Source organism: Hymenobacter rigui (genome assembly GCF_003944715.1).
GTDB classification, from domain to species: domain Bacteria; phylum Bacteroidota; class Bacteroidia; order Cytophagales; family Hymenobacteraceae; genus Hymenobacter; species Hymenobacter rigui.
The window spans coordinates 729,613-751,063 of sequence record NZ_RWIT01000001.1 but is presented as its reverse complement, the minus strand read 5'-3'; the positions used below and the strand labels follow the sequence as shown (position 1 = coordinate 751,063).

General features: G+C 59.6%; 21 protein-coding genes. 11 read left to right on the top strand and 10 right to left on the bottom strand.

Going from position 1 to position 21,451, the window contains the following annotated elements; translation table 11 throughout:
• Nucleotides 1-36: 36 nt before the first annotated feature.
• From EI291_RS03150 to EI291_RS03140, 3 genes are read left to right on the top strand one after another with little or no spacing between them, the layout of a single operon-like run.
• Entirely contained in the window at nt 37-432 is a 396-nt protein-coding gene (locus EI291_RS03150) for a hypothetical protein (RefSeq protein ID WP_125417877.1), read from the top strand.
• 3 nt (nt 433-435) lie between these two features.
• A complete protein-coding gene (locus EI291_RS03145; RefSeq protein WP_240635345.1) occupies nt 436-1,023 on the top strand; it encodes a YceI family protein in 588 nt (195 codons plus the stop codon).
• 7 nt (nt 1,024-1,030) lie between these two features.
• Nucleotides 1,031-1,933, top strand: a complete 903-nt coding sequence (locus tag EI291_RS03140) for a DUF5777 family beta-barrel protein (protein WP_125417876.1) — start codon at nt 1,031-1,033, stop codon at nt 1,931-1,933.
• A gap of 158 nt (nt 1,934-2,091) precedes the next feature.
• On the opposite strand, the gene EI291_RS03135 is transcribed toward EI291_RS03140, so the two are convergent.
• The 4 genes from EI291_RS03135 to EI291_RS03120 all read right to left on the bottom strand — a co-directional run bounded on the left by EI291_RS03135 (nt 2,092) and on the right by EI291_RS03120 (nt 6,930).
• On the bottom strand, nt 2,092-2,727 hold the full coding sequence (locus EI291_RS03135) for a NifU family protein (protein WP_125417874.1): 636 nt from the start codon (nt 2,725-2,727) through the stop codon (nt 2,092-2,094).
• A 130-nt stretch (nt 2,728-2,857) separates the two neighbouring features.
• Nucleotides 2,858-4,177, bottom strand: a complete 1,320-nt coding sequence (gene nhaA, locus EI291_RS03130; RefSeq protein WP_125417872.1) for a Na+/H+ antiporter NhaA — start codon at nt 4,175-4,177, stop codon at nt 2,858-2,860.
• A 125-nt stretch (nt 4,178-4,302) separates the two neighbouring features.
• On the bottom strand, nt 4,303-5,379 hold the full coding sequence (gene aroC, locus EI291_RS03125) for a chorismate synthase (protein WP_125417870.1): 1,077 nt from the start codon (nt 5,377-5,379) through the stop codon (nt 4,303-4,305).
• An 87-nt stretch (nt 5,380-5,466) separates the two neighbouring features.
• Nucleotides 5,467-6,930 carry a BatD family protein gene (locus EI291_RS03120; RefSeq protein ID WP_125417868.1) on the bottom strand — a complete coding sequence of 488 codons (1,464 nt, stop codon included), beginning with the start codon at nt 6,928-6,930 and terminating at the stop codon, nt 5,467-5,469.
• Between the two features lie 287 nt (nt 6,931-7,217).
• On the opposite strand from EI291_RS03120, the gene EI291_RS03115 reads away from it, so the two are divergent.
• From EI291_RS03115 to EI291_RS03095, 5 genes are all read left to right on the top strand, one after another.
• Nucleotides 7,218-7,940 (top strand): ferritin-like domain-containing protein, encoded by a 723-nt coding sequence (locus tag EI291_RS03115; protein ID WP_125417866.1) that lies wholly within the window; start codon nt 7,218-7,220, stop codon nt 7,938-7,940.
• Nucleotides 7,941-7,972: 32 nt separating this feature from the next.
• Nucleotides 7,973-8,824 carry a ferritin-like domain-containing protein gene (locus EI291_RS03110; RefSeq protein ID WP_125417864.1) on the top strand — a complete coding sequence of 284 codons (852 nt, stop codon included), beginning with the start codon at nt 7,973-7,975 and terminating at the stop codon, nt 8,822-8,824.
• 160 nt (nt 8,825-8,984) lie between these two features.
• Complete coding sequence (locus EI291_RS03105; protein ID WP_125417862.1) at nt 8,985-9,689, top strand: ferritin-like domain-containing protein; 705 nt, start codon at nt 8,985-8,987, stop codon at nt 9,687-9,689.
• Between the two features lie 18 nt (nt 9,690-9,707).
• Nucleotides 9,708-10,625 (top strand): ferritin-like domain-containing protein, encoded by a 918-nt coding sequence (locus EI291_RS03100; protein ID WP_125417860.1) that lies wholly within the window; start codon nt 9,708-9,710, stop codon nt 10,623-10,625.
• A 273-nt stretch (nt 10,626-10,898) separates the two neighbouring features.
• Nucleotides 10,899-11,093 carry a hypothetical protein gene (locus EI291_RS03095; RefSeq protein ID WP_125417858.1) on the top strand — a complete coding sequence of 65 codons (195 nt, stop codon included), beginning with the start codon at nt 10,899-10,901 and terminating at the stop codon, nt 11,091-11,093.
• Between the two features lie 96 nt (nt 11,094-11,189).
• Here the strand turns inward: EI291_RS03095 and queG are convergent, their stop codons facing one another.
• The gene (queG, locus tag EI291_RS03090) at nt 11,190-12,170 is read right to left on the bottom strand and encodes a tRNA epoxyqueuosine(34) reductase QueG (protein WP_125417856.1); all 981 of its coding nucleotides are present in this window, start codon (nt 12,168-12,170) and stop codon (nt 11,190-11,192) included.
• Between the two features lie 127 nt (nt 12,171-12,297).
• A complete protein-coding gene (gene ruvB, locus EI291_RS03085; protein WP_125417854.1) occupies nt 12,298-13,344 on the bottom strand; it encodes a Holliday junction branch migration DNA helicase RuvB in 1,047 nt (348 codons plus the stop codon).
• A gap of 184 nt (nt 13,345-13,528) precedes the next feature.
• Between ruvB and EI291_RS03080 the strand changes: the two genes are divergently transcribed.
• Entirely contained in the window at nt 13,529-14,491 is a 963-nt protein-coding gene (locus tag EI291_RS03080) for a hypothetical protein (RefSeq protein WP_125417852.1), read from the top strand.
• A gap of 208 nt (nt 14,492-14,699) precedes the next feature.
• Here the strand turns inward: EI291_RS03080 and EI291_RS03075 are convergent, their stop codons facing one another.
• On the bottom strand, nt 14,700-15,032 hold the full coding sequence (locus tag EI291_RS03075) for an HIRAN domain-containing protein (protein ID WP_125417850.1): 333 nt from the start codon (nt 15,030-15,032) through the stop codon (nt 14,700-14,702).
• A 119-nt stretch (nt 15,033-15,151) separates the two neighbouring features.
• Here EI291_RS03075 and EI291_RS03070 point away from each other — a divergent pair, with 119 nt between their 5' ends.
• Nucleotides 15,152-15,613, top strand: a complete 462-nt coding sequence (locus EI291_RS03070; protein ID WP_125417848.1) for a DUF4268 domain-containing protein — start codon at nt 15,152-15,154, stop codon at nt 15,611-15,613.
• A 104-nt stretch (nt 15,614-15,717) separates the two neighbouring features.
• Complete coding sequence (locus EI291_RS03065) at nt 15,718-16,110, top strand: hypothetical protein (RefSeq protein WP_125417846.1); 393 nt, start codon at nt 15,718-15,720, stop codon at nt 16,108-16,110.
• Nucleotides 16,111-16,170: 60 nt separating this feature from the next.
• Here EI291_RS03065 and EI291_RS03060 read toward each other — a convergent pair whose 3' ends face one another.
• From EI291_RS03060 to EI291_RS03050, 3 genes are all read right to left on the bottom strand, one after another.
• On the bottom strand, nt 16,171-16,665 hold the full coding sequence (locus tag EI291_RS03060; RefSeq protein WP_205701555.1) for a YfbM family protein: 495 nt from the start codon (nt 16,663-16,665) through the stop codon (nt 16,171-16,173).
• Between the two features lie 92 nt (nt 16,666-16,757).
• Nucleotides 16,758-17,990, bottom strand: a complete 1,233-nt coding sequence (locus EI291_RS03055; protein ID WP_125417843.1) for an acyl-CoA dehydrogenase family protein — start codon at nt 17,988-17,990, stop codon at nt 16,758-16,760.
• A gap of 520 nt (nt 17,991-18,510) precedes the next feature.
• Nucleotides 18,511-20,988, bottom strand: coding sequence for a TonB-dependent receptor (locus tag EI291_RS03050; RefSeq protein WP_125417840.1), 2,478 nt, complete (start codon nt 20,986-20,988; stop codon nt 18,511-18,513).
• Nucleotides 20,989-21,451: the final 463 nt, after the last annotated feature.

The following is a 21,451-nucleotide window of genomic DNA, read 5'->3' as shown; positions in this document are numbered from 1 at the left end:
GGCCGGGCAGTTCGCGGGGGCGCACGCTCGGCCACTTTGCTCACCCCCCGCCGGCGGCCGGCGTGGTGGCTGCTGCTCATTCTGGCAGGGCTACTTTACACCTCTGCCTGCACCTACGACAACGTGGAAGACCTGATGGGAAATGCGCCGCCCGCTCCCACCTGCGACTCCACGGCCGTCACATTCGCGGGAACCGTCGCACCGCTGTTGCAGCAGCGGTGCGTGAGCTGCCACAACAACGCCCTGCGCAACGGCAACGTGAGCCTGGAAAGCTACGCTCAGGTGAAGCAGGTAGCCGCCGACGGCCGGCTGCTGGGCGTGGTGAAGCACCAGCCCGGCTACCCCGCCATGCCCCAAAATCAACCGCAGCTGGCCCGTTGCGACATTGCCCGTTTGCGGCAATGGGTACAGGCCGGAATGCCCAACAACTGAGCTATGCCCCGTTTGATTCGCTTTATGCTCCTGACCTGGCTGCTTGGCCAGGGTTTCCATAGTATGGCCCAGTCTGCCCGCTACCAAACGCGGGCCGGCATGGTGAGCTTCTTCTCTTCCAGCCCTTTGGAGGATATTGAAGCGCGCAGTCAGCAGCTGGCTGCCGTGCTGGATACCCGCAGCGGGCAGCTGGCTTTTACGGTCCCCATCCGCTCATTCCAGTTTAAGCGCAGCCTCATGCAGGAGCATTTCAATGAGAACTATCTGGAATCGGAGAAGTACCCGAAGGCCACGTTCAGCGGGCGGGTGCTGGAATGGAAACCCGAAACATTAACGGCCACCGGGGCCGTGCAGGTGGTGGCCGAGGGCGACCTGACCATGCACGGCGTAACGCGCCATATCAAAGTGCCCGGCACGCTCACGTCGCTGAGCAACCAAGTGTTGATTAATGCCAGCTTTCCGGTGGCTCCGGCCGATTACAACATCGAAATTCCGGCCCTGGTGCGCGACCATATTGCGAAAAGCGTGCTGGTAACGGTGCGACTGGCGTGTGCTCCGGCAGCAGGTGCTACGACCGTATCTCAACCCTGATTTGTGTATGCACCATCCTTCTACTCTACGCTTCTGGGTGCTGCTACTGGCCCTGTTGCTAAGTGCGGCAGCCCAGGCCCAGGACAGCCTGCTGGCCGAGCTCAATGCCCAGGCTCCTGATAGTACCGGCCATGAGCTGGTGCAGGCCACCTTCAAGGGCACCCGCATCATCAACGGCCATTCGGTGGAAACGCCCGGTCCAGGTACGCTGGTGTTTCTGATTTCGCACCGGTTTGGGCGCCTGAACAGCGGGCCCTACAACCTGTTCGGGCTGGACCAGGCTACCATCCGGCTGGGACTGGAGTACGGACTGACCGACCGGCTGGCCGTGGGCGTAGGTCGCAGCTCCGTGGAAAAAGCTTTCGACGGCTTTGTGCAGTACCGGCTCCTGCGCCAGCGCAGGGGTGGCATGCCGCTCAGCGCCACGTTGCTGGCTAGCTCCGCCATCAATACCCTGCGTTATTCGGCCACCGCCGACGGGTTCGAGCACACCTTTTCGCGCCGCCTCACCTACACCTGGCAGGCCCTGTTGGCCCGTAAGATGAGCCCGAGCCTCTCGGTGCAGCTCATGCCCACGGTAGTACACCGCAACCTGGTAGGCGAAAAGGCAGCGCCCAACGACGTGTACGCCCTGGGCTTTGCCGGCCGGCAGAAGTTCACCAAGCGCATGGCCTTCACCTGGGAATACTACTACCGCCTGCCCAACTCCCGCACTGCCGGCCTGCGCGACGCGCTGGGCGCGGGTATCGACATCGAAACCGGCGGCCACGTCTTTCAACTACACGTGACTAATGCCAACAGCATGATTTCGCAGCAGTTCATCTCCACCACCAGCGGCCGGTTCTTCAAGGGCGACCTGTACTTCGGTTTCAATGTAGCCCGCAATTTTACGCTCAAGTCCGGTTTGTAGCCGCAGCACGTCATACATGCTCCTGGTTTGGTGGTAACCGTCATGCAGAGCGCAGCGAAGCATCTCGCGTGCTACCGGCTCCCAACAACCCCAACCATAAAAGCAACGCGCCCCGCCAGTTATGGCGGGGCGCGTTGCTTTTATGGAAGTCGTTTCGACTAGAAGCCCTGGGCGGTTACGCCTTCGGCTACTACTTCCTTCACCTCGGGCACCATGCGCTTGAGCAGGTTTTCGATACCCGATTTCAGGGTAACCGTGGCCGAGGGGCAGCCCGAGCAGGAGCCCTGCAGGTTCACCGTCACGATGCCTTCGTGGTAGCTTTTGAAGGTGATGTTGCCACCATCCTGCTCCACGGCGGGGCGCACGTAGTTATCGAGCAGGTCGATGATTTTCTGGCTGGTCTGCTGGTCGGCCTCCGAGGCGTCGCCGGTAGCGGCGGCCTGCTGGGCGGCTTTCTGCTCGGCAGCGGGGTCCACGGTGAAGATGGGGCCACCGGCTTCCACGTACGACTTCAGGAAGGTGCGCAGCTCGGGGATGAGCTGAGCCCACTGGTGCTCGGTGGTTTTGGTGATGGTTACGAAGTTCTGGGCGATGAATACCCGGCCCACGTAATCGAAGTTAAACAGCTCCTGGGCCAGCGGCGAGTTGGCAGCGGCTTCCAGGTTAGGGTAGTCCACGCTCACACCATCAGCCAGCAGCTGGGTGTTGAGCACGAACTTCATGGATTCGGGGTTGGGGCTGGCTTCGGCGTAGATAGAAACCGGCGCAGCGGGGGCAGTGAGTTGTTCAGCCATGTTTGAAAGACTTGGAGACAAGCGGAGAGAAGACCCGCCAAAGCGGCGCGGCCTGAAAGCATAAACCGCCAGGGGCGGCAATAGTTGCAAAGGTAACCAGGAAATACAGGATGGTGGCGGTGCTGCCTTTTCAGGAGGCCTCGGGCGCAGCGGGCGTAGTGCGCAGCAGCAGAAAGCCCATAGTACCCGACAGGAACGAGGCCGTCAGAATAGCCAGTTTGGCCACCGGCTCGCCCGCCGACTGTTCGCCCAGCGCCAGCAGCGTAATAAACAACGACATGGTAAAGCCAATGCCGCCCAGCACGCCGGCTCCCCACAGGTGCCGCCACGTCACGCCGGCCGGCAGCGAGGCCCAACCCAGCCGCACGCTCAGCCACGACAGCGCCCCAATGCCCAGCGGCTTGCCCACCACCAGCCCCAGCAGAATGCCCAGCCCCAGCGGCGTCAGCAGCTGCCCGAACACGCCGGCGTCAATTATCAGGCTGGTATTGGCGAAGGCAAACAGCGGAATGATGCCAAACGCCACTACCGAGTGCAGGCGCTGCTCCAGCTTCTGGGCCGGTGAGCTGATGGTATCGGAAAGGTATTCCAGCTCCTCACTGATGATGCGCGGGTTGGCCTCGGCCCCGTGCACCTCATGCTGCAGCATGCCCAGCCGGTCGTTCAGCATCCGCAGAATTTCGGGGCGGGCCTGCCCGATGCGGGCCGGAATGGCCAGGGCCAGCAGCACGCCCGCCAGCGTGGCATGAATACCCGATTGGTGCATAAAGTACCAGAGCAGTACGCCCAGCGGCAGGTAAAACGCTAAACCGCGCGCACCCAGGAAATTCAGATTCAGCAGTAAGGCCCAGGTGCCCAGCGCCAGCAGCAGGTACGTCAGGTCGAGGTTAGTGGTGTAGAAGCCGGCAATAACCAGCACCGCGCCCAAGTCATCGACAATAGCCAGGGCCGTGAGAAACACCTTGAGGCCCAGCGGCACGCGCGGGCCCAGCAACTGCAGCACGGCCAGGGCAAAGGCAATGTCGGTGGCCATGGGAATACCCCAGCCGTTCTGGGTGGGCAAGCCCCGGTTTACCAGAAAATACAGCAGGGCCGGCAGCAGCATGCCGCCCAGCGCCCCCGCAATGGGCAGAGCCGCCTGCCGCCACTCCGACAGCTCGCCTTCCATTACCTCGCGCTTGATTTCCAGCCCCACAATCAGGAAAAATATGCTCATCAGCCCGTCGTTGATCCAGTGCAGCAGGCTCATATCGAGCACAAGCCCATTGAGCGACAGACGCAGGTGCTTTTCCCAGATGTCGGGGAAGTACGCCGCCGGCCCCCAGCTGGTATTCGCCAGCAGCAGGGCCAGCGCCGCACTGGCCATCAGCATAATGCCGCCGGCCGCTTCGCGGCGGAAAAATTCGGTGAAAGGCCGCACCAGCGGACGCACGAGTTGAGGAACAGCCATAGGCAGCAAAGCGAAAAAGCCTCCGGGGCCCTGGCAGAGCCGCGCCGGAAGCGCAGGAAAAACGGAAGCCGGCGGCCGCCGCACAACGTGGGTGGCCGCCGGCCTTCAAGTATAACGGCAGTTGCTTACACCCGGTTGGCGCGGGCACGCAGGAGCATGTCGGCCAGCACCAGGGCGGTCATGGCGTCCACGATGGGTACGGCGCGAGGCAACACGCAGGGGTCGTGGCGGCCGCGGCCGGCCAGGCTGATGGCCTCGCCTTGGTCGTTGATGGTTTGCTGGCTTTGCAGGATGGTGGCCACGGGCTTGAACGCCACCCGGAAGTAGATGTCCTGCCCGTTGCTGATGCCACCTTGGATGCCGCCCGAGTGGTTGGTGCGGGTGCGCACCTGGCCGGCCTCGTCGGTGTAAAACGCGTCGTTGTGCTCCGAGCCGAACAGCAGCACCCCGCTGAAGCCCGAGCCATATTCGAAGCCCTTCACGGCGTTGATGCCCAGCATGGCCCGGCCCAGCTCCGAATGCAGCTTATCGAACACCGGCTCGCCCAGGCCGGCGGGCACGCCCTGCACCACACACGTCACGTAGCCGCCCACGGTATCGTGCCGGTCGCGCACCTGCCGGATGAGGTCGGCCATGCGCTCGGCCGTTTCGGGGTGGGGGCAGCGCACGGGGTTGGAGTCGATGAGGCCCAGATCCAGCTGCTCATAGCCCACCGGCACGGCCACCGCCCCCACCTGCGACACGTAGCTGCTCACGCGGATGCCGTGCTGGTCGAGCAGCTTCTGGGCCACGGCGCCGGCGGCCACGCGGGCAGCCGTTTCGCGGGCCGAGCTGCGGCCCCCGCCCCGGAAGTCGCGTCGGCCGTACTTCTGGTCGTAGGTGAAGTCGGCGTGCGAGGGGCGGTAGGCGTGCTCGATGTGGGAGTAGTCGTGGCTGTGTTGGTCCTGGTTGCGGATGTAGAGGCTGATGGGCGTACCGGTGGTTTCATCCCGGAAAATACCCGACTGCACCTCTACCCGGTCGGCCTCGGAGCGGGGCGTGGTCAGGTCGCTCTGGCCGGGCCGGCGGCGGTCCAGGGCTACCTGAATTTCCTCGGCCGTAATGGGCAGCCCCGCCGGACAGCCGTCAATAATCACCCCGATACCCGGCCCGTGCGATTCTCCAAACGTGGTAATGCGAAACAGCGAACCGAAGGTATTCATGGCAGCAAACGGGTAAAAGGTGAAGCAGCGGCAACCGGGCCGCGCCGCAAGTTCACCCGAAAACCGACTATTTCACAATTTCTAGCGTTAGCGCCGGGCCTGCCACCAGCCCACCCCCGCTACGGCCAGTAGCACTACCAGCAGCAGGTTGGCATAGCGGCGTACATCCCGGTACATATCCCGGGGCTGCAACTCCGAATCGGCCTCGGACAGGGCCTCACGGTAAAAAGGATCATCGGGAAGAGTACGGAAAGCTGTAGTAGCCTGCCGGGCACCGCGCACTACTGGCTGAACACCCGCATGCAGGGTATCGTAGCGGGCTTTGATTGGGTTGAAGAATATCAGCCGAAACAGTGTATCCAGCGCAACCGGGCCGGGCCGCAATGCTACCAGCCGGAACCGGAAGCTTTTGCGCCCGCCCACGCGCCCGTTCTGACGCGTAAGGCTTTGCTGGATTTCCGGTCCGTACACTTCCAGCGCCGGGCTGGCCGCCGGTGTACTCACGTTCACCGTAGCCAGGTTGCCTTCCCCTTCCACCGTAAATGTGTACGCAAAGGCCTGCCCCGTCCGGAAAGTGGTGCGGTCAATAGCCTCTTTCAACTCATAGTTGCCCACCGGCACCTGGTCGCGCAGAGGATGGGGCAGCAATGGCAGCACCGGCACCGTGCGGGCTGCCGAGCGGTAGGTTTTGTAGCCCTGCAGACGGTTGTCGAGGCCGGCGGCGGGTTTTTTAGCCAGTCGGTACTTCAGCATCTGCAGCTCCACGGCCGGAAAGACCAGCGGCTGCGTGTTGAGCGGATACAGCTCCGCCTCCCATAAGCGGTAGCGTAGAAACGGCTTGCCGCCCACCAGCACGTTTTCCGGCACCACCTCCTGCTCATCGAAGCTTTCCTCCCACACCGTGCGCTGCCGCAGCTGCCGGATGATACCGGGCAGCTGGCTGGCAAAGTTGTAGAAGTTCAGCACCGCCTGATCCTGAGGCGTAAGGTAGAAATACAGCCCTACATGCAGCCCTTCCCCCACGTACAGCTGCGCTTTATCGGGCACCAGAGCCAGAAACGCCTGATCCTGCGGTTCCACGTATTCCTGAGGCTTGGGTTTGCCAAACAGCTGATCCAGCAGCCCGATGCCCTGCAATGGACTGGCAGCAGCGGGTGGCGGGGTGGCTTGCTGCGGCCCCACTTTCAACGTTGCTCCCCCCGACTCTACCGTGAGGCCGTTGATTTTCATGCTGAAGGGCTTTACCACGTAGCTTCCCTCTGCATAGGCGGCGTATCGCTGCGTAATTGTCAGCTCTGTGGAGCTCTGCCCATTCACAATGCGCGTGGTGGTGGTGCTTGATTTGCCGCTCTTCTTAAATCCCTCTAAGTCAGGAAAGGCAGAATAACGCTCCAGCGGCGCGCCGCGCAGCTTAAAGCTGATAGTATAATACTCGTTGACCGGGAATGAGGGTGCTCCGAGTACAATAGTGGCACTGGGCGCAGGCACCTGCGCCTGACCAACTGCCGCTACCAGAAACAGTCCCCAGAAAAAAATGAGAAATAAACGCATGAGCCAGTGGCAGCAGGTAGGGCGTCAAAGCTACAGAAAAACCCATGTAGGGCGCTACCGATGCGTTTATCGTCAATTACCTTACATAATAAAGATCAACTATTTAAGAAATATCACTAACAAGATTTTGGCATTCACCAATCCATGCTAAACACCGTCGCGTAATTCCTCTCACATCCACCTACTCTTTTCACTTCCCTTCGATTTCCGGGATTTTTTAAAGAACTGCCTGCGGGCAGGTGGCTTCGTATTGCCTTCTGTTTTTATTCACCCAACCAGTTCTCACCATGTCCGATAACAAACTCTTCGGCACCGACGAAGCGGAATTCGCCAAGCCTCTGTTCGTGCCCATCAAGCGGCGCTCCTTTTTTATGTACGCCGGTGCCACGGCCGGTGCCACGGCCCTGTTGCTGGCTGGTTGCGACGATGACGATGACGACAACACTACTACGACGGGCACGGTGAGCCTGGGCTCCGGCGACGTAGGCGTACTCAACTACGCGTATGCGCTTGAACAGCTGGAAGCCGCTTTCTATGCTCAGATAGTAGCGACGCCTTATACCGGCATTACTGCTGACGAGAAGACGGCCCTCACGGCTATTTCCCGCCACGAAGCCATTCACCGTGACTTTTTCAAGGCGGCCATTACGGCGGCTGCGCCCACTCAGATTATCGGGGGGCTGACGCCGGATTTCAGCAAGGTTAATTTCTCTGACCGTAGCTCGGTACTGAACACAGCCAAAACGTTCGAAGATCTGGGAGTAGCGGCCTACAATGGCGCTGGCTCGCTCATCAAAACCAACGACTACCTGCTGATTGCCGGTAAAATCGTTTCGGTAGAGGCTCGCCACGCCGCTTATATCCGCGACCTGCTCAGCAACGGCACCTTCGCCGACAGCACCGTGGTGGACAATAATGGTCTGGATAAAGCAATGTCAGTAGCCGATGTGCTTGCTGCTGCTCAGCCGTTCATCAAGGACAAAATCAACGGCGACAACGTAGGTAAATAAGCTTCCCACTCCCATTCTGACATTCCTTCGATATGAACCTGTTTCAAATAATCCGCGAAATTGAAAAAGTTGATCCAGAAATTATGGATCGGCTGACCCACCGCCGCAGTGCCCTCACGGCGCTGGGTGATATCAGCAAGAAAATGGCCCTGGCCGCTGCGCCCATTGCCATCGGCTCGGCCTTCAATAAAGCCATGGGCCAGCAGACGCTTAGCAACGTAAACGATGTGCTGAACTACGCGCTGCTGCTGGAATACCTGGAAGAAGACTTTTACGCCCAGGCCCTGTCGGCTACTACTCTCTCGGCAAACCTGAGCACCGGCAGCGCTGCGCTGGGTGCCATTCAGACCATTAAGGCCCACGAAACGGCGCACGTTGCGCTGCTGAAGTCGGCTCTGGGCAGTGCCGCCAATCCCCGGCCTGCCAGCTTTAACTTCGGTACTGCTTTTGCCACGTACGCGTCGTTCCTGACATTTGCCCAGGCTTTCGAAGACACCGGTGTACGGGCGTACAAAGGCCAAGCTACCAAAATCAAGGATGCCGGCAACCCCAACAACGTCCTGACCACTGCCCTGCAGATTCACTCGGTAGAGGCCCGTCACGCTTCGCACATCCGCTATATGCGCCGGGCCGCTGCGGCCGGCAGCATTTCTCAGTTCGGCTGGATTACCAATGCTGAAAGCAATGGTGCCCCGGCTGCAGTATACGGTGCTGGAAATCCTGCCGCTACCTTCCCTGCCGAAGGCAACGTAGTGCAGGGCGGCCTCACCCTCACGTCGGTGGGTGGTAATACCTACACGGCCGCTGAAGTAAGCGAAGCTTTCGATGAGGGCCTCGACAACACGACCGTAGTAGCCATTGCCCGTTCGGCCGCTACATTCTAAACCGCCGCGCGTAAGCGCTTCGCTGAGAAGGCACCTCCGTTTCGGGGGTGCCTTTTTTCGTGCAACCTTTCGGGGCAGAGCGGCATCCTCCCGGAACAGGTTATCTTTGCTGAACTAATGCAGCTGCCGTTGTCTGGCGGAGGCTGGTATTACCTTTCCTATGCACCTTACATCTTTTCTGGAGCGTACTCTGCAGCGCCGCTCTTTCCTGCGCGTAGCCGGGGCTACGGCCGCTTCCTCTGCACTGGTGTTGGCCGGCTGCGGTTCCGACGACAACCCCAAGCCCACCAATACCACTGCTTCGCTCACCTTTTCGAGCAATGATAATGGGCTGCTGAACTTTGCCTACCTGCTGGAGCAGATTGAAGCCACGTTCTACCAGAAGGTAGTGGATGCCTTTCCGAGCGACTTCACCGCCGAGGATAAAGCCGCTTTTATTGACCTGCGCGACCATGAAGTAATTCACCGGGAGTTTCTGCGGTTTGCGCTGGGTGGCAATGCCTACGACCTGAGTCTGCCGGGTGCCATCATCTTCAACTTCTCATCCTTCACCCTGACCACCCGTGCGGGGGTGTATGCTGCCGCCCGGACGCTGGAAGATATCGGGGTGGCCGCCTACAATGGTGCCGTCAAACGAATTTCTGACGCCGGGTATCTGGCCTTGCTAAGCAAACTGTCGTCGGTAGAGGCCCGGCACGCCGCTTTTGTGCGGGAGCAGGCACAGCCCGGCTCCTTTGCCGGTGCCGATGTAATTGGCACTACTGATGGGCTGGACATAGTGAAAACGCCAATGGAAGTGGCCGCACTACTTGCTCCTATTGTTCCGCTTACGCTCGTGACGGACGGCCTCACCAATCTTTCGTAAGCTCTGCCTGCTTCTCTTATGGATTTCCTGCATCTGCTGGCTCGGCTGGCTACTCTCGATACTGACAATACGGCCCTCACCCAGGCACCGCGCCGGGCGGCTCTTTCGCGCCTGGGCCAGGCCGGCACAGCCATTCTGCCCGCTCTGCTGACCAGCCTCGCTACCCCGGCAGAAGCCGGCAAAAAGGACGTCCGCACCCGCCTGGATGCCCTGAAGCTGATTCTGAAGCTGGAAAATCTTCAGAATGTGTTTTACTCCCGCGCCCTTGGCCTGCTGCCCGGCGGCCCGGCCAATCCCACGGCCTTCTTCGGCACTACGGCTATCAAAGCGGCTATTCAGACCATGCAGAGCCACCAGGCGCAACATGCTGCACTGTATGGCCAGTTGGTTACCAACGCCGGCAGCACCCTCGATGCTATGCCCAATTATGACTTTACGGGTAGCCGCAATGGTGCGCAAGCCAGCGTGTACCCGGATGTCTATACCAACCTGGATACGTTCCTGAAAATAGCGCAGCTGCTGGAAGATGCCAGCGTGCAAACGTACAAGGGACAGGCCGCCTTCCTGCAGTCGGATAACTATCTGCTGGAAACCACCGTGCGCGCCCACTCCACCGAGGCCCGGCACGCCGCCCAGATCCGCACGATGCGCCGGCAGCGGGGAGCCACCGTAAAAAGCTGGGTTAGCGCCACTGATACGGCCATAGTCCCGACCGGCTCCTCCTTGAATGTGGTGTACACCACCGAAACCAACATTTCGCAATACGTCACGCTCAATGGTGCCGTAACCAGGGTCCCGTTCGATTCTACGCTGCCGATTAATGTGGGCACACCCGCCCTTAGTGCCAGCGCGCTTCTGGCTAAAGTCGCCGAAGCCTTCGATGAGCCCATTGAAGCCGTTACAGCGGAAAGCGTCCTGCAGGTATTCACGTATTAGTAACCGCCAGGAAACGCTCCGTACACACTAGCTTTCGAGCTTTGCCATCAGAAAAAGGAACGTGTTCAGCGTTCCTTTTTTCATGCCTTCGGGTACGGCCTACTGGCCTATGGAGACATCTTTGCTTGTATTCACCAGTTATTTTTTTGTATCTTTCAACAAAGCGCTGTAAAAACTTCTAACACTTGTTAGCCTTTTTTACAGTGTTCCGTACAAGTGCCTGCCCACCTTTCCCCGTTCTGTTTACCCCACTACCCGCTAACCACAATACCCATGCTTGAGTACGCTAAAACCATCCTGCTCAAAGTGAGCTTTGACCGAATTCTTTTCGAGAAAGAACTACGCAAAGCTCTCCGGAACCTGGTGCCTGCAGAGCTTTCTGAATTGAAAGCCTGGTGCTACAAGCAGTTCTCCAAACTGTACCGTCGGGTGCTGAACCGCGTGTTCCGCCAGCCGGTTGCCGCTTAACTTCCCGCTTTCCTTTCCACTACCTCCCACACGCCGGAGCCGGACGCCCCCTGCCACTACAGCAGGCCAGCGTCCGGCTCCGGCGTTTTTGGGCGGTTACATCCGTGGCTCCTCGGTGGCCCCTGTTTCGGGCGCTGCTCTAGTCTCCTCGCCCAGCACAAACCGAATGTTGCGTTGCAGCCCCGCGTAACCCGTGCGCTTCACCGCCGACTGCCGGAACAGCTCCGAGAATAACTCATGCGTAATTTCCCGCCAGTCGCCGGGCGTGAGGTTTTTGAGGGCCGGGTGGGCCGTAAACTGCGGCTCCTGGTGGGGCTTCGCGAAGCGGTTCCAGGGGCACACGTCCTGGCAGATGTCGCAGCCGAACACCCAGTTACCAAACTGCCCGTTCACTTCCCGCGGAATCTGGTCTTTCAGCTCGATGGTGAAATAGCTGATGCACTTACTGCCGTCCACCATATAGGGCTCGGTAATGGCCTGGGTGGGGCAGGCGTCCACGCACTTAGTGCAGGTGCCGCAGTAGTCCTTGATGGGGCCATCATAGTCCAGCTCCAGGTCCACAATCAGCTCGGCAATGAAGAAGAAACTGCCGGTGCCGGGCCGGATGAGGTTGCTGTTCTTGCCCACCCAGCCCAAACCGCTTTTGCTGGCCCAGGCCTTGTCCATCACCGGGGCCGAATCCACAAAGCACCGGCCGCCCACCTCCCCTATCTCCTGCTGCATATCCTGGAGCAGGGTTTTGAGCTTGTCCTTGATGACGAAGTGGTAGTCGCGGCCGTAGGCGTACTTGCTGACTTTGAGCGTATCGTCGGGCTGCTGCTGGTCCTCGGGCGGGTAGTAGTTCAACAGCAGGGAAATGACCGATTTGGCCCCATCCACCAGTAGGCGCGGGTCGAGGCGCTTATCGAAGTGATTGGCCATGTAGGCCATCTGCCCGTTCATGTTGCGGTTCAGCCAGTTCTCCAGCCGCGGCGCCTCCTCTTCCAGAAAGCCAGCCTTACTGATGCCGCAATACATAAACCCCAGCTCCGCCGCCCGGCGTTTGATGAAAGCAGTATAGTGGGCAGTGGGCAGCATGGCGGTTGAATAGGCGAACGACAAAAATACGTCATCCTGAGCACAGCGAAGGACCTTATTCCATCTGAACGATACGATTCAAACGGGATAAGGTCCTTCGCTGTGCTCAGGATGACAGAATGTGGTTTTAGCTGAACAGCTCGCCCGTGGCTGTATTCCCGCGCAGGTGCTGGGGCATAGGCCGACCGAGGTGCTGGTAGGCCAGCTCGGTAGCCTCACGGCCGCGGCTGGTGCGCTTGATAAAGCCTTCCTGGATGAGGAAAGGCTCATATACCTCTTCAATGGTTTCGGCCTCGTCGCCGCAGGCAGTGGCGATTGTGCTCAGCCCCACGGGCCCGCCCTTGAACTTGTCGATGATGGTGCTCAGGATGCGGATATCCATTTCGTCGAGGCCGTTCTGGTCCACGTCGAGGGCGTTGAGGGCAAACTCGGCAATTTCGCGGGTGATGGTGCCGGTGCCTTTGATCTGGGCAAAGTCACGGGTGCGGCGCAGCAGATTGTTGGCAATACGCGGGGTACCACGCGAGCGGCGGGCAATTTCGAAAGCCGCATCCTCGTAGATGGGCGTGCCCAGAATTTCGGCGGAGCGCAGCACAATGCTGGTCAGCAGCTTGGAATCGTAGTACTCCAGGCGGGAACTGATGCCGAAGCGGGCCCGCAGCGGGGCCGTGAGCATGCCCGAGCGGGTAGTAGCCCCGATGAGCGTAAACGGCGACAACGAAATCTGCACGGAGCGCGCATTCGGACCCGAATCGAGCATAATGTCGATGCGGTAATCCTCCATGGCCGAGTACAGGTACTCCTCCACCACTGGGTTCAGGCGGTGAATCTCGTCGATGAACAGCACGTCATTGGGCTCCAGGTTCGTGAGCAGGCCGGCCAGGTCGGAAGGCTTGTCAAGCACCGGGCCGCTGGTCATTTTGATGCCCGACTCCAGCTCGTTGGCAATGATGTGCGAGAGAGTGGTTTTACCCAGACCGGGGGGGCCGTGCAAGAGCACGTGGTCAAGGGCTTCGCCGCGGTGCCTGGCCGCGGCCACAAACACTTTCAGGTTCTCGACTACCTTACCCTGGCCGGTGAAATCATCGAATGAAAGCGGCCGCAGGGCTTTGTCAATGTCCTTTTCGGAAGCGTCCATGTGGTCGTTGCTCCCGGTCATATACGGTTCGCGCATAAGCGTAATGAGTAGTTCAGCGTGTCGAAAGGTAACACTTTGGGGCCGGCGTTGGTGCCTTTTTTAGCAAAAAATATTACTCATTATCCATATTTACTAACAAAATTAGCAAATATGGGTTTACAACAGTGCAACGGGTTGGCAACAGCGCGTAACTTGCGGCCTCATCTGCCCTCGTTCTCCTATGCCTGCTGCACCCTGGCTTGATGCCTTACCATCCGATTTCTATGACCAACTGGCGCATTGCCTGAGTCTGCACGGCATGGCCACGGCTGAGCTGCTGAGCCGCCCCGAAGCTCAAGCATTAGCCGCTCTGACAAGCCTGAACTCCCGCAAAGTACAGGTGCTGAACCAGATTCAAACCCATCAGAAACTGCTGGAACAGCTGCGCACGGAGCCGCTGGCTTTGTACCATTTGCTGCTGCTGGGCCGTCTGACGCTGGATACGTCGTTGGCGGTACCGGTGCTGGCCTATGTGCAGCAGCAAATGGGCATTGATGCTGCCCAGCTCGATTCCCTCAAAACCTATTGTCTGGAGTTGAGCGGCGCATTTCTGACTACGCTGGAAGAACAAGTGGCCGCTCCGGTGGGTGTGGCCTCGCTGGGGCTGCACCGCCTGCTGGTTGAGGAAGCGTTTGCGCAGGTACTGGCCGCGCAGCCCGCGCCGGCCCTCCCGGCGGCAAACCTCCGCCTGGCCGAGCCCCAGCTCCAGATGCTCCGGCTGGCCCTGCTGCTGGTGCACAGCCTGCCCAATACCGCCGACCACCCATTTCTGCGGGCCGTGGCGCAGCTACCGAATCTGCAGCCCGCTGCTTTGGAGCCGCTGATTGAGCATTTAGGCCGGGTGCGGGCGCAGGAACAGCTTACCCTCACTATGCCCGAGCTGGTGCAGCTCTACCAGGGCATGCAGGTATGCGGGATGGTATTCGTGTCGGATGTAATGAGCCGGATTGGGCTGGAAGATGCCTTTCCGGTACTCTCGGAAGAAGAACAATCGACGATGGAGGCGGCACCGGTAAGCAACCGCCAGGCCGTGGGCGAAATGGTAAGCGGCTTCACGCACTGGGTGCAGCACACCTTCCCCGACGCCCCCGAAATTCAGCATGCCCGCCAGGAAATTCTGGCGTTGGCCGATACGTTGGGGTAGAGCGGTGAAATTGTGAAAGGGGAAGTTGTGCCGGGTCATTGCGAGGAGGCACGGCGAAACAATCCTTCCTGTTCAGCGAGATGAGTTGTGAAAAGCTGAAAAGCCTTTACTTCTACACTAAGCGCAAGGACTTTTGAGTAGGTCAGCGTTTCGTGCCACGTGAAGGAAGGATTGCTTCGCGCTGCTCGCAATGACAGCTTTCCACCACTTACCGCGCCAGCAGCACTTCAATTTCCAGGTGTAGCCACTCTTCCTCCCAGGCTTTGTGGGTGAGGCGGGCCGTGATGGGGAAACCGGCGTCCAGCATACGGGCCACAGTTTCGTTGTGGCCCTCGGGCAGGTAGCCTAGCCAGAAGGCATCCGGGCCGGTAGTGTATACGCGCACGGCCCAGTCATCGTAGGAGCTGTCGGGTTCCCGTTGCAGGGCCAGCGGCTGGTTAGGCTGCAGCTGCGGCTCGAAGGCACGCAGCCCCTCGCGGTGGGTAGTACCGGCCACGAGGCATTCAAGCAGTACGAGGGGGCCAGCGGCGGGAGCAGACATAGGCGAAGCAAGTTGGGTTGAGGCCGTAAATTACACGTTGGCGCGGGTTTACGCATCATTCCACCCCGTAGTTAGCTTACCGAACCACGGGCCGCGCCAGCCCGTACTTTTGCGCTACGATGTACAGCAAGAACGAAGTCACCCAACTCCGCCAGGCTTTCTGGACCACTTTCGGGCAATACATGCAGCCCGTGCCCTCAGCCGAAGGCGTGCCCACCAACTGGATTAACTACAAAACCGGCCTCAAGCACGTGTATTTCCGCATGCAGGCCGATAACCGCCACGCCACCATCAGCATCGACCTCACCCACCCCGATGCCGGTCTGCGGGAGCTGTTTTTCGAGCAGTTTCGGGAGGTGCGCCCGATGCTGGAAGAAGCCACCGGCGAAACCTGGACCTGGGAGCCGGATGCCGTGGATGCCAACGGGCAGCCCTTTAGCCGCATTTACCAGGAGCTACGCCCCGCCAACCTGTTTAACCGGGAGCAGTGGCCGGAGCTGATTTCCTTCTTTAAGCCGCGCATCATGGCCCTGGATGAGTTCTGGAGTACCGGGCAGTATGCGTTTGACGAGCTGCGGTAGGTAGCGGAGGGAGGCATCTTATATAAGGAGGACTGAATATCGGCTCATATTTTGCTACTTAGCCGCTGTTCACTTTTCTCTCTCCCTATTTCCTACGCGTACCCATGAAAACCCGCATGATTTTGCTGGCGCTGTTACTGAGCACCGCCGCAGCTGCTCCCGCTGCTACTTCTGCTCCATTTGCAGAACCTACAACTACCGTAGCTGCCGGCGGCTATATGATGATTATTTCCCGCGTGTCGATGGGCTTCAACGCCCAAGCCAGCATCGTTACAGTGTCGCCGGATGGCAAGGAGCAAGTAAAGGAAATTGACTTCAGCCGCTTCAGCGCCAAGCAAATGGCGGCCAACATGACGGAAGTACACAAAGCCGCTATGGCCGCCGTAAACCAGTACACCGCCGACGGCTGGCGCCTGGTAAACGTGTCGCCAAGCGACGTAATCAGCGGCGGTAACACCGTCTTCAGCCAGACGATTTACTATCTGGAGAAGAAATAACCTTATTTTTCTCTGCCTGGAAAAGCCCCGAAGTGCATGCTTTGGGGCTTTTTTTACTTTTCAAAGGTAGATGAGCAAAGCAGCCGATTCACCCGCCGCACCGCCCACAAACTTTGTCATCTGTATAAAACTGCTGGTCATCCACTCTACCATTTCCTGTGGATTTGCCTCCTGGCTCCAACCAATCGGATAGATTTCCAAAGCATCCATCCGCGCACTGTTATAACGGGCCTGAAATTCTGCCTGTGTTATCGTATCAAGCGCATTGGCAAACTGCTTGACTTCAATGTCGGTTAGGCCACGCGCTGGCCCATAGCCTACGTCATGTTCTTCATCATTACCGATAGTATGGCCGCCGGCCAGTAAATAGGCTAACGGTTCTGCTCCTTCCCAAGCAGTACCTGTCAGCATGAAATGCAGCCCATGCCACGCTTTGTCTAAATCCAGCTCTTGGCCCTGCGTAACATCATTATCAATAAAATCAAAGATACCATCAGGGTTGATCAGCAACTCACGCAACTCCACCTTGCTGACCTTCCTGAGTGTCATTCTCATCCCCATACTTAAGAAATATTCATAGGTGTATTTATACAAAAACGGCCGCCCTGCCCAGCAGAACGGCCGTTTGAAGATACGCGGGCGGCGGTTTATTTGAACGCCTGGATACCGGTGATGTCGGCGCCGGTGATGAGCAGGTGGATGTCGTGGGTGCCTTCGTAGGTTACCACCGACTCCAGGTTCATCATGTGGCGCATGATGGGGTACTCGCCCGTGATGCCCATGCCGCCGTGAATCTGGCGGGCTTCGCGGGCAATGTGCAGGGCAATTTCCACCGAGTTGCGCTTGGCCATCGAAATCTGGGCCGAGGTGGCTTTGCCGGCGTTTTTGAGCATACCCAAACGCCACACCAGCAGCTGAGCCTTGGTAATTTCGGTAATCATTTCGGCCAGCTTCTTCTGCTGCAGCTGGAAGCCGGCAATAGGCTTGCCGAACTGCTCGCGCTGCAGCGAGTATTTCAGGGCCGACTCGTAGCAATCAATGGCCACACCGATGGCGCCCCAGGCAATGCCGTAGCGGGCCGAATCGAGGCAGCTCAGGGGACCTTTGAGGCCGTCGATGTTGGGCAGGATGTTTTCCTTGGGCACCTTCACGTTGTCGAACACCAGCTCGCCGGTGATGCTGGCGCGCAGGCTCCACTTGTTGTGAATTTCGGGGGCCGTGAAGCCTTCCATGCCTTTCTCCACGATGACGCCCCGGATGCGGCCGTTGTCGTCCTTGGCCCACACCACGGCTACCTGGCTCTGGGGCGAGTTGCTGATCCAGAGCTTGGCCCCGTTCAGCAGGTAGTAGTCGCCCATGTCCTTAATGGTGGTGGTCATGCCGCCGGGGTTCGAGCCGTGGTCGGGCTCGGTGAGGCCGAAGCAGCCCAGCCACTCGCCCGAGGCCAGCTTGGGCAGGTACTTGCGGCGCTGCTCCTCCGAGCCGTACTGGTAGATGGGGAACATCACCAGGGAGCCCTGCACCGAGGCCGTGGAACGCATGCCGGAGTCGCCGCGCTCAATTTCCTGCATGATGAGGCCGTAGCTGATGTAGTCGAGGCCGCCGCCGCCGTACTCGGTGGGAATGGTGGGGCCGAACGCGCCCACCTCGCCGAACTTGCGCACAATTTCCGACGGGAAGTGCGCCTGCTGGGCCCACTTCTCAATGTTGGGGCTGATTTCGCGCTTCACAAAGTCGCGGATACTCTGACGGATGAGCTTGTGCTCCTCGGTGAGCAGCTCGTCGATGTCGTAGTAATCGGTGAAGCCGGCGGCATTCAGGGAGCCTTTGTTGCGCTGCACCTGGGCCTTGGTGGACAGTACGTCGGTTTCTGAAGACATGATAGTAAGTGGGTGGGAATGATGCCCAAAGATAGGAATTCCACTACGGACAACCGGCAGGCCCGGTCCCGGGTTCCGGGCACCAAAAAACCCTGACCGGCAAGGGGACCAGTCAGGGTTTTCGGAGGGCGGAGCGGATGGCCCGGGAATGCCAGAAGCCGGCTCATACAACGCTACGCCCACAAAACGACCGAAAGGCAGATTTCCGGTCGGGAAATTCACTGCCGCTTCGTTACAAAGCGTATGCCGAAAAATAGCGTTTCGCTAATCTATTCGCAAAAAATCCTGACAATGAAGTGGTTTTAGTTTACGAAGTCGTCATTCCGAGCATGTGGCGTATCAGGCCAGGGACCGAGGAATCTCGCGTGCTGACGTTAGCGAGTATCTGTCATGCAGAGGCGCAGCCGAAGCATCTTGCGTGCTGACCTCAGATTACCATTGCAACGTCGGCACGCGAGATTCCTCGCGCTGCTCGGAATGACGTCCTAATAAATGGCGGGTCATAAACCGCCAACCCATCTTAAAACTTCACCCCTACCGAGGCCAGGAAGTTGCAGGTGGCCTGGGGGTAGTAGTAGTTGAAGGTGAGCTGCTGGCCGGTGGCATCGGGGTAGCCATAGGTGTAGCCGTTGGCCACGTATTCGCGGTTGAGCAGATTGTTTACCAGCAGGCCCAGCTCCAGCTCGCGCATAAACCGGGGCTGCACGGTGTAGCGCAGGCGCAAATCAAGCACCTGATAGGCGGCAATGGCTTTATTGGCCGACTCCGTGTTGTCGAGGTACTGGCGGCTCACGGTTTTGTAGAGCAGGGCCGCGCGCAGCCCCTTCACCGGCATCACCTCCACCGTGTGCGCCGATACGGCGCTGGGCGAGTAGGAAATGGTAGTGGTGCGGCCCTCCGAGGCAATGACCGGGTTGTAGTCCTTGTCGTAGGTAACGGCGCGGTAGTCCAGAATGCGGTTGCGGCTCAGGGTGAGGGTGCTGCTCAGGCTCAGCCACGTGAGCGGCTGGTACGCGCCCGTCAGCTCCACGCCGGCCCGGTAGCTGCGGGGGGCGTTGGTGCGCAAGGGCGTGCCCACGTCGTTCAGCTGGCCGGTGTTCACCAGCTGGTTGCGGTAGCGCATATAGAAGCCGTTCACCTCGGCCCGCAGCACCTGGTTGTTCACGGTGCGGTTGAGGCGGTAGCCGCCTTCCAGATCGTGGAGCTGCTCGGCTTTCGGACCGGCGTCATACAACGGACGGTCGGTGAAGTCGGAGCGCACGGGCTCCCGGTGAGCCACGGCGTAGCTGGCGTACAGCGTCTGGTAATCGGAAAGCTGCCAAGTAAGGCCTCCTTTGGGGTTGAAGAAGGTGTAGTTGGCCTTGGCCGATACGGGCACCTGCTTGTCCTCAATGCCGCCCAGCTCGTAGTTGATGCGGCGCACCTGCACGTCGGCATACACGCTCAGTTTCTCCGCAGCCTGCCAGATGGCGCGGGCGTAGGCGTTGTAGTCGGTTTTGGTGGCGTCGTTGAAGTACGACCGGTGGCGGATGTTGCCCGTGGAAGCGTAGCGCGCCCAGATTACCTCGCCGTAGTGGTCGTTGAGGAAGCGGTTCCAGCCCCCGCCCAGCGTAGCCTGCACCTTGCCCTCAGTAGGCTGGTAGTTCAGCGCGAAGATGCCGCCGAAAAAGTAGTTATCCAGCCACTTGCGGTCCACCAGATCAGTGCGCTTAATGACGGTGGTGTTGGGCGCGGTGCCCAGCACCACGTCGGGCAGGTTGTAATCGGCCAGCTTACGGTTGGCGCGGAAGCTCTCGTAGTAGCCGAAGCCCCGGGTGAGGTGGGCGGCGGCGGCCATATTCCAGTTGCGGCCCAGACCCTGGGTAAGGTGGAGCTGGTAGTGATTCTGCTGGTAGTTGTCGGTTTGGTTGTCGTAGGTGTAGTAGGCGTAGCGGCGGCCTTCGCGCAGGGCCCGCTCGGCATCCTCGGGGCTCAGCTCGTAGTTGTCCACGTACTGCTGCAGGCCGGCGGCATTGCGGGTGAGGGCGGGCTCGGGTACCCCGTTCCAGGCCTGGTAGGTTTTCTCGCGGCCCGAGAAGGTGATAAACTTCAGCAGGGTATTTTTCTGCTGGTAGCCGGCAGCCAGGTAGTACGATTTCAGATCCGAAGCCCCGCGCACCATATAGCCGTCGGAGCTGATGCGCGACAGGCGACCATCCACCGTGAAGCGGCCGTTGATGAGGCCGGTGCCGAACTGCACGTTGTTTTTCCAGGTATTGAAGGATCCGTAGCTGTTCTGGCTTTCGGCGTAAGCCTGCTGCCGGCTTTCCAGGGTGCTCATGTTGATGCTGGCCCCGAAGGCAGCGCTGCCGTTCTGGCTGGTGCCCACGCCCCGCTGCACCTGCAGGCTGCTGGTGCTGGAAGCCAGGTCGGGCAGGTTCACGAAGAACGCGCCGTGACTTTCCGCATCGTTCAGCGGCACGCCGTTCACCGTCACGTTAATTCCCTCTATACCCGTGCCCCGCACCCGAATTCCGGTGTAGCCCACGCCGTTGCCGGCGTCGGAGTTCACCACCACGGAGGGCGTCTGGTCGAGCAGGTAAGGAATATCCTGCCCGAAATTGCGCTTAGCCAGATCTTCCTTGCTGAGGTTGGTGTAGGCCGTAGCGGTACGCTCATTGGCGCGGGAGGCCGTTACCAGCGCCTCGCCGGTGAGTACGCCGCCGGGCTGCAGCGTAAGGCGCAGCTGTTGCGGACTGGTCTGGCCTTCGAGGCGCTGCACCAGGGGCTCGTAGCCCACAAATGTGACTCGCAGCTCGTGCACACCCGCGGCCACGGCCGGCAGCGTGAAGGAACCATCCGTAGAAGCGGCCACGGCTACGCCGTCCAACAATACGGTGGCATTGGGCAGGGCCACACCCGTACGGGCATCCAGCACTGCGCCCGACACGGGGCCTTGCGCCCATGCCGCACCGGTAGCGGCCAGCAAGGCTACTCCGGTTACTACAAAATTTTTCACTGGTGAAAAATGAAAAAGATGGAACGGACCCGGTGCCAGGGGTCGGCACCCTAAGGTTTTTCGTTCGCGGATCGTTTGTTCCCTTCGCCGGCATTACCCGGGCAGGTTCAATGGGTATGATCTCAGCCATCCTGTGCAGGAGGGCACCCCTAAACTATGCGGCAAAGGTAAGCGGGAGTCTGGTTTTTGCGGCACCGGGCCCAAAATTCTCCTGATTGGCACCGAATACACGGCCGACAGTCCACGCCGTAACTGCCCGGCAGCCTCCCGCGGTATCCGGTCAAACAGCGGGAGTTATTGATCGGCAAAAGGCTACTTTATTTCCTGACAATCAGGTAAATTAGCTAACCCTCAATTTCACCCAAAGAAAAACCGACCCAACCAAAACAACCCGGCTTGCACCTCCGTTTCTTGCTGTGACACCAGTTGATTTCCGGTTTGATGTTGCACTTCAGCTCTCCCT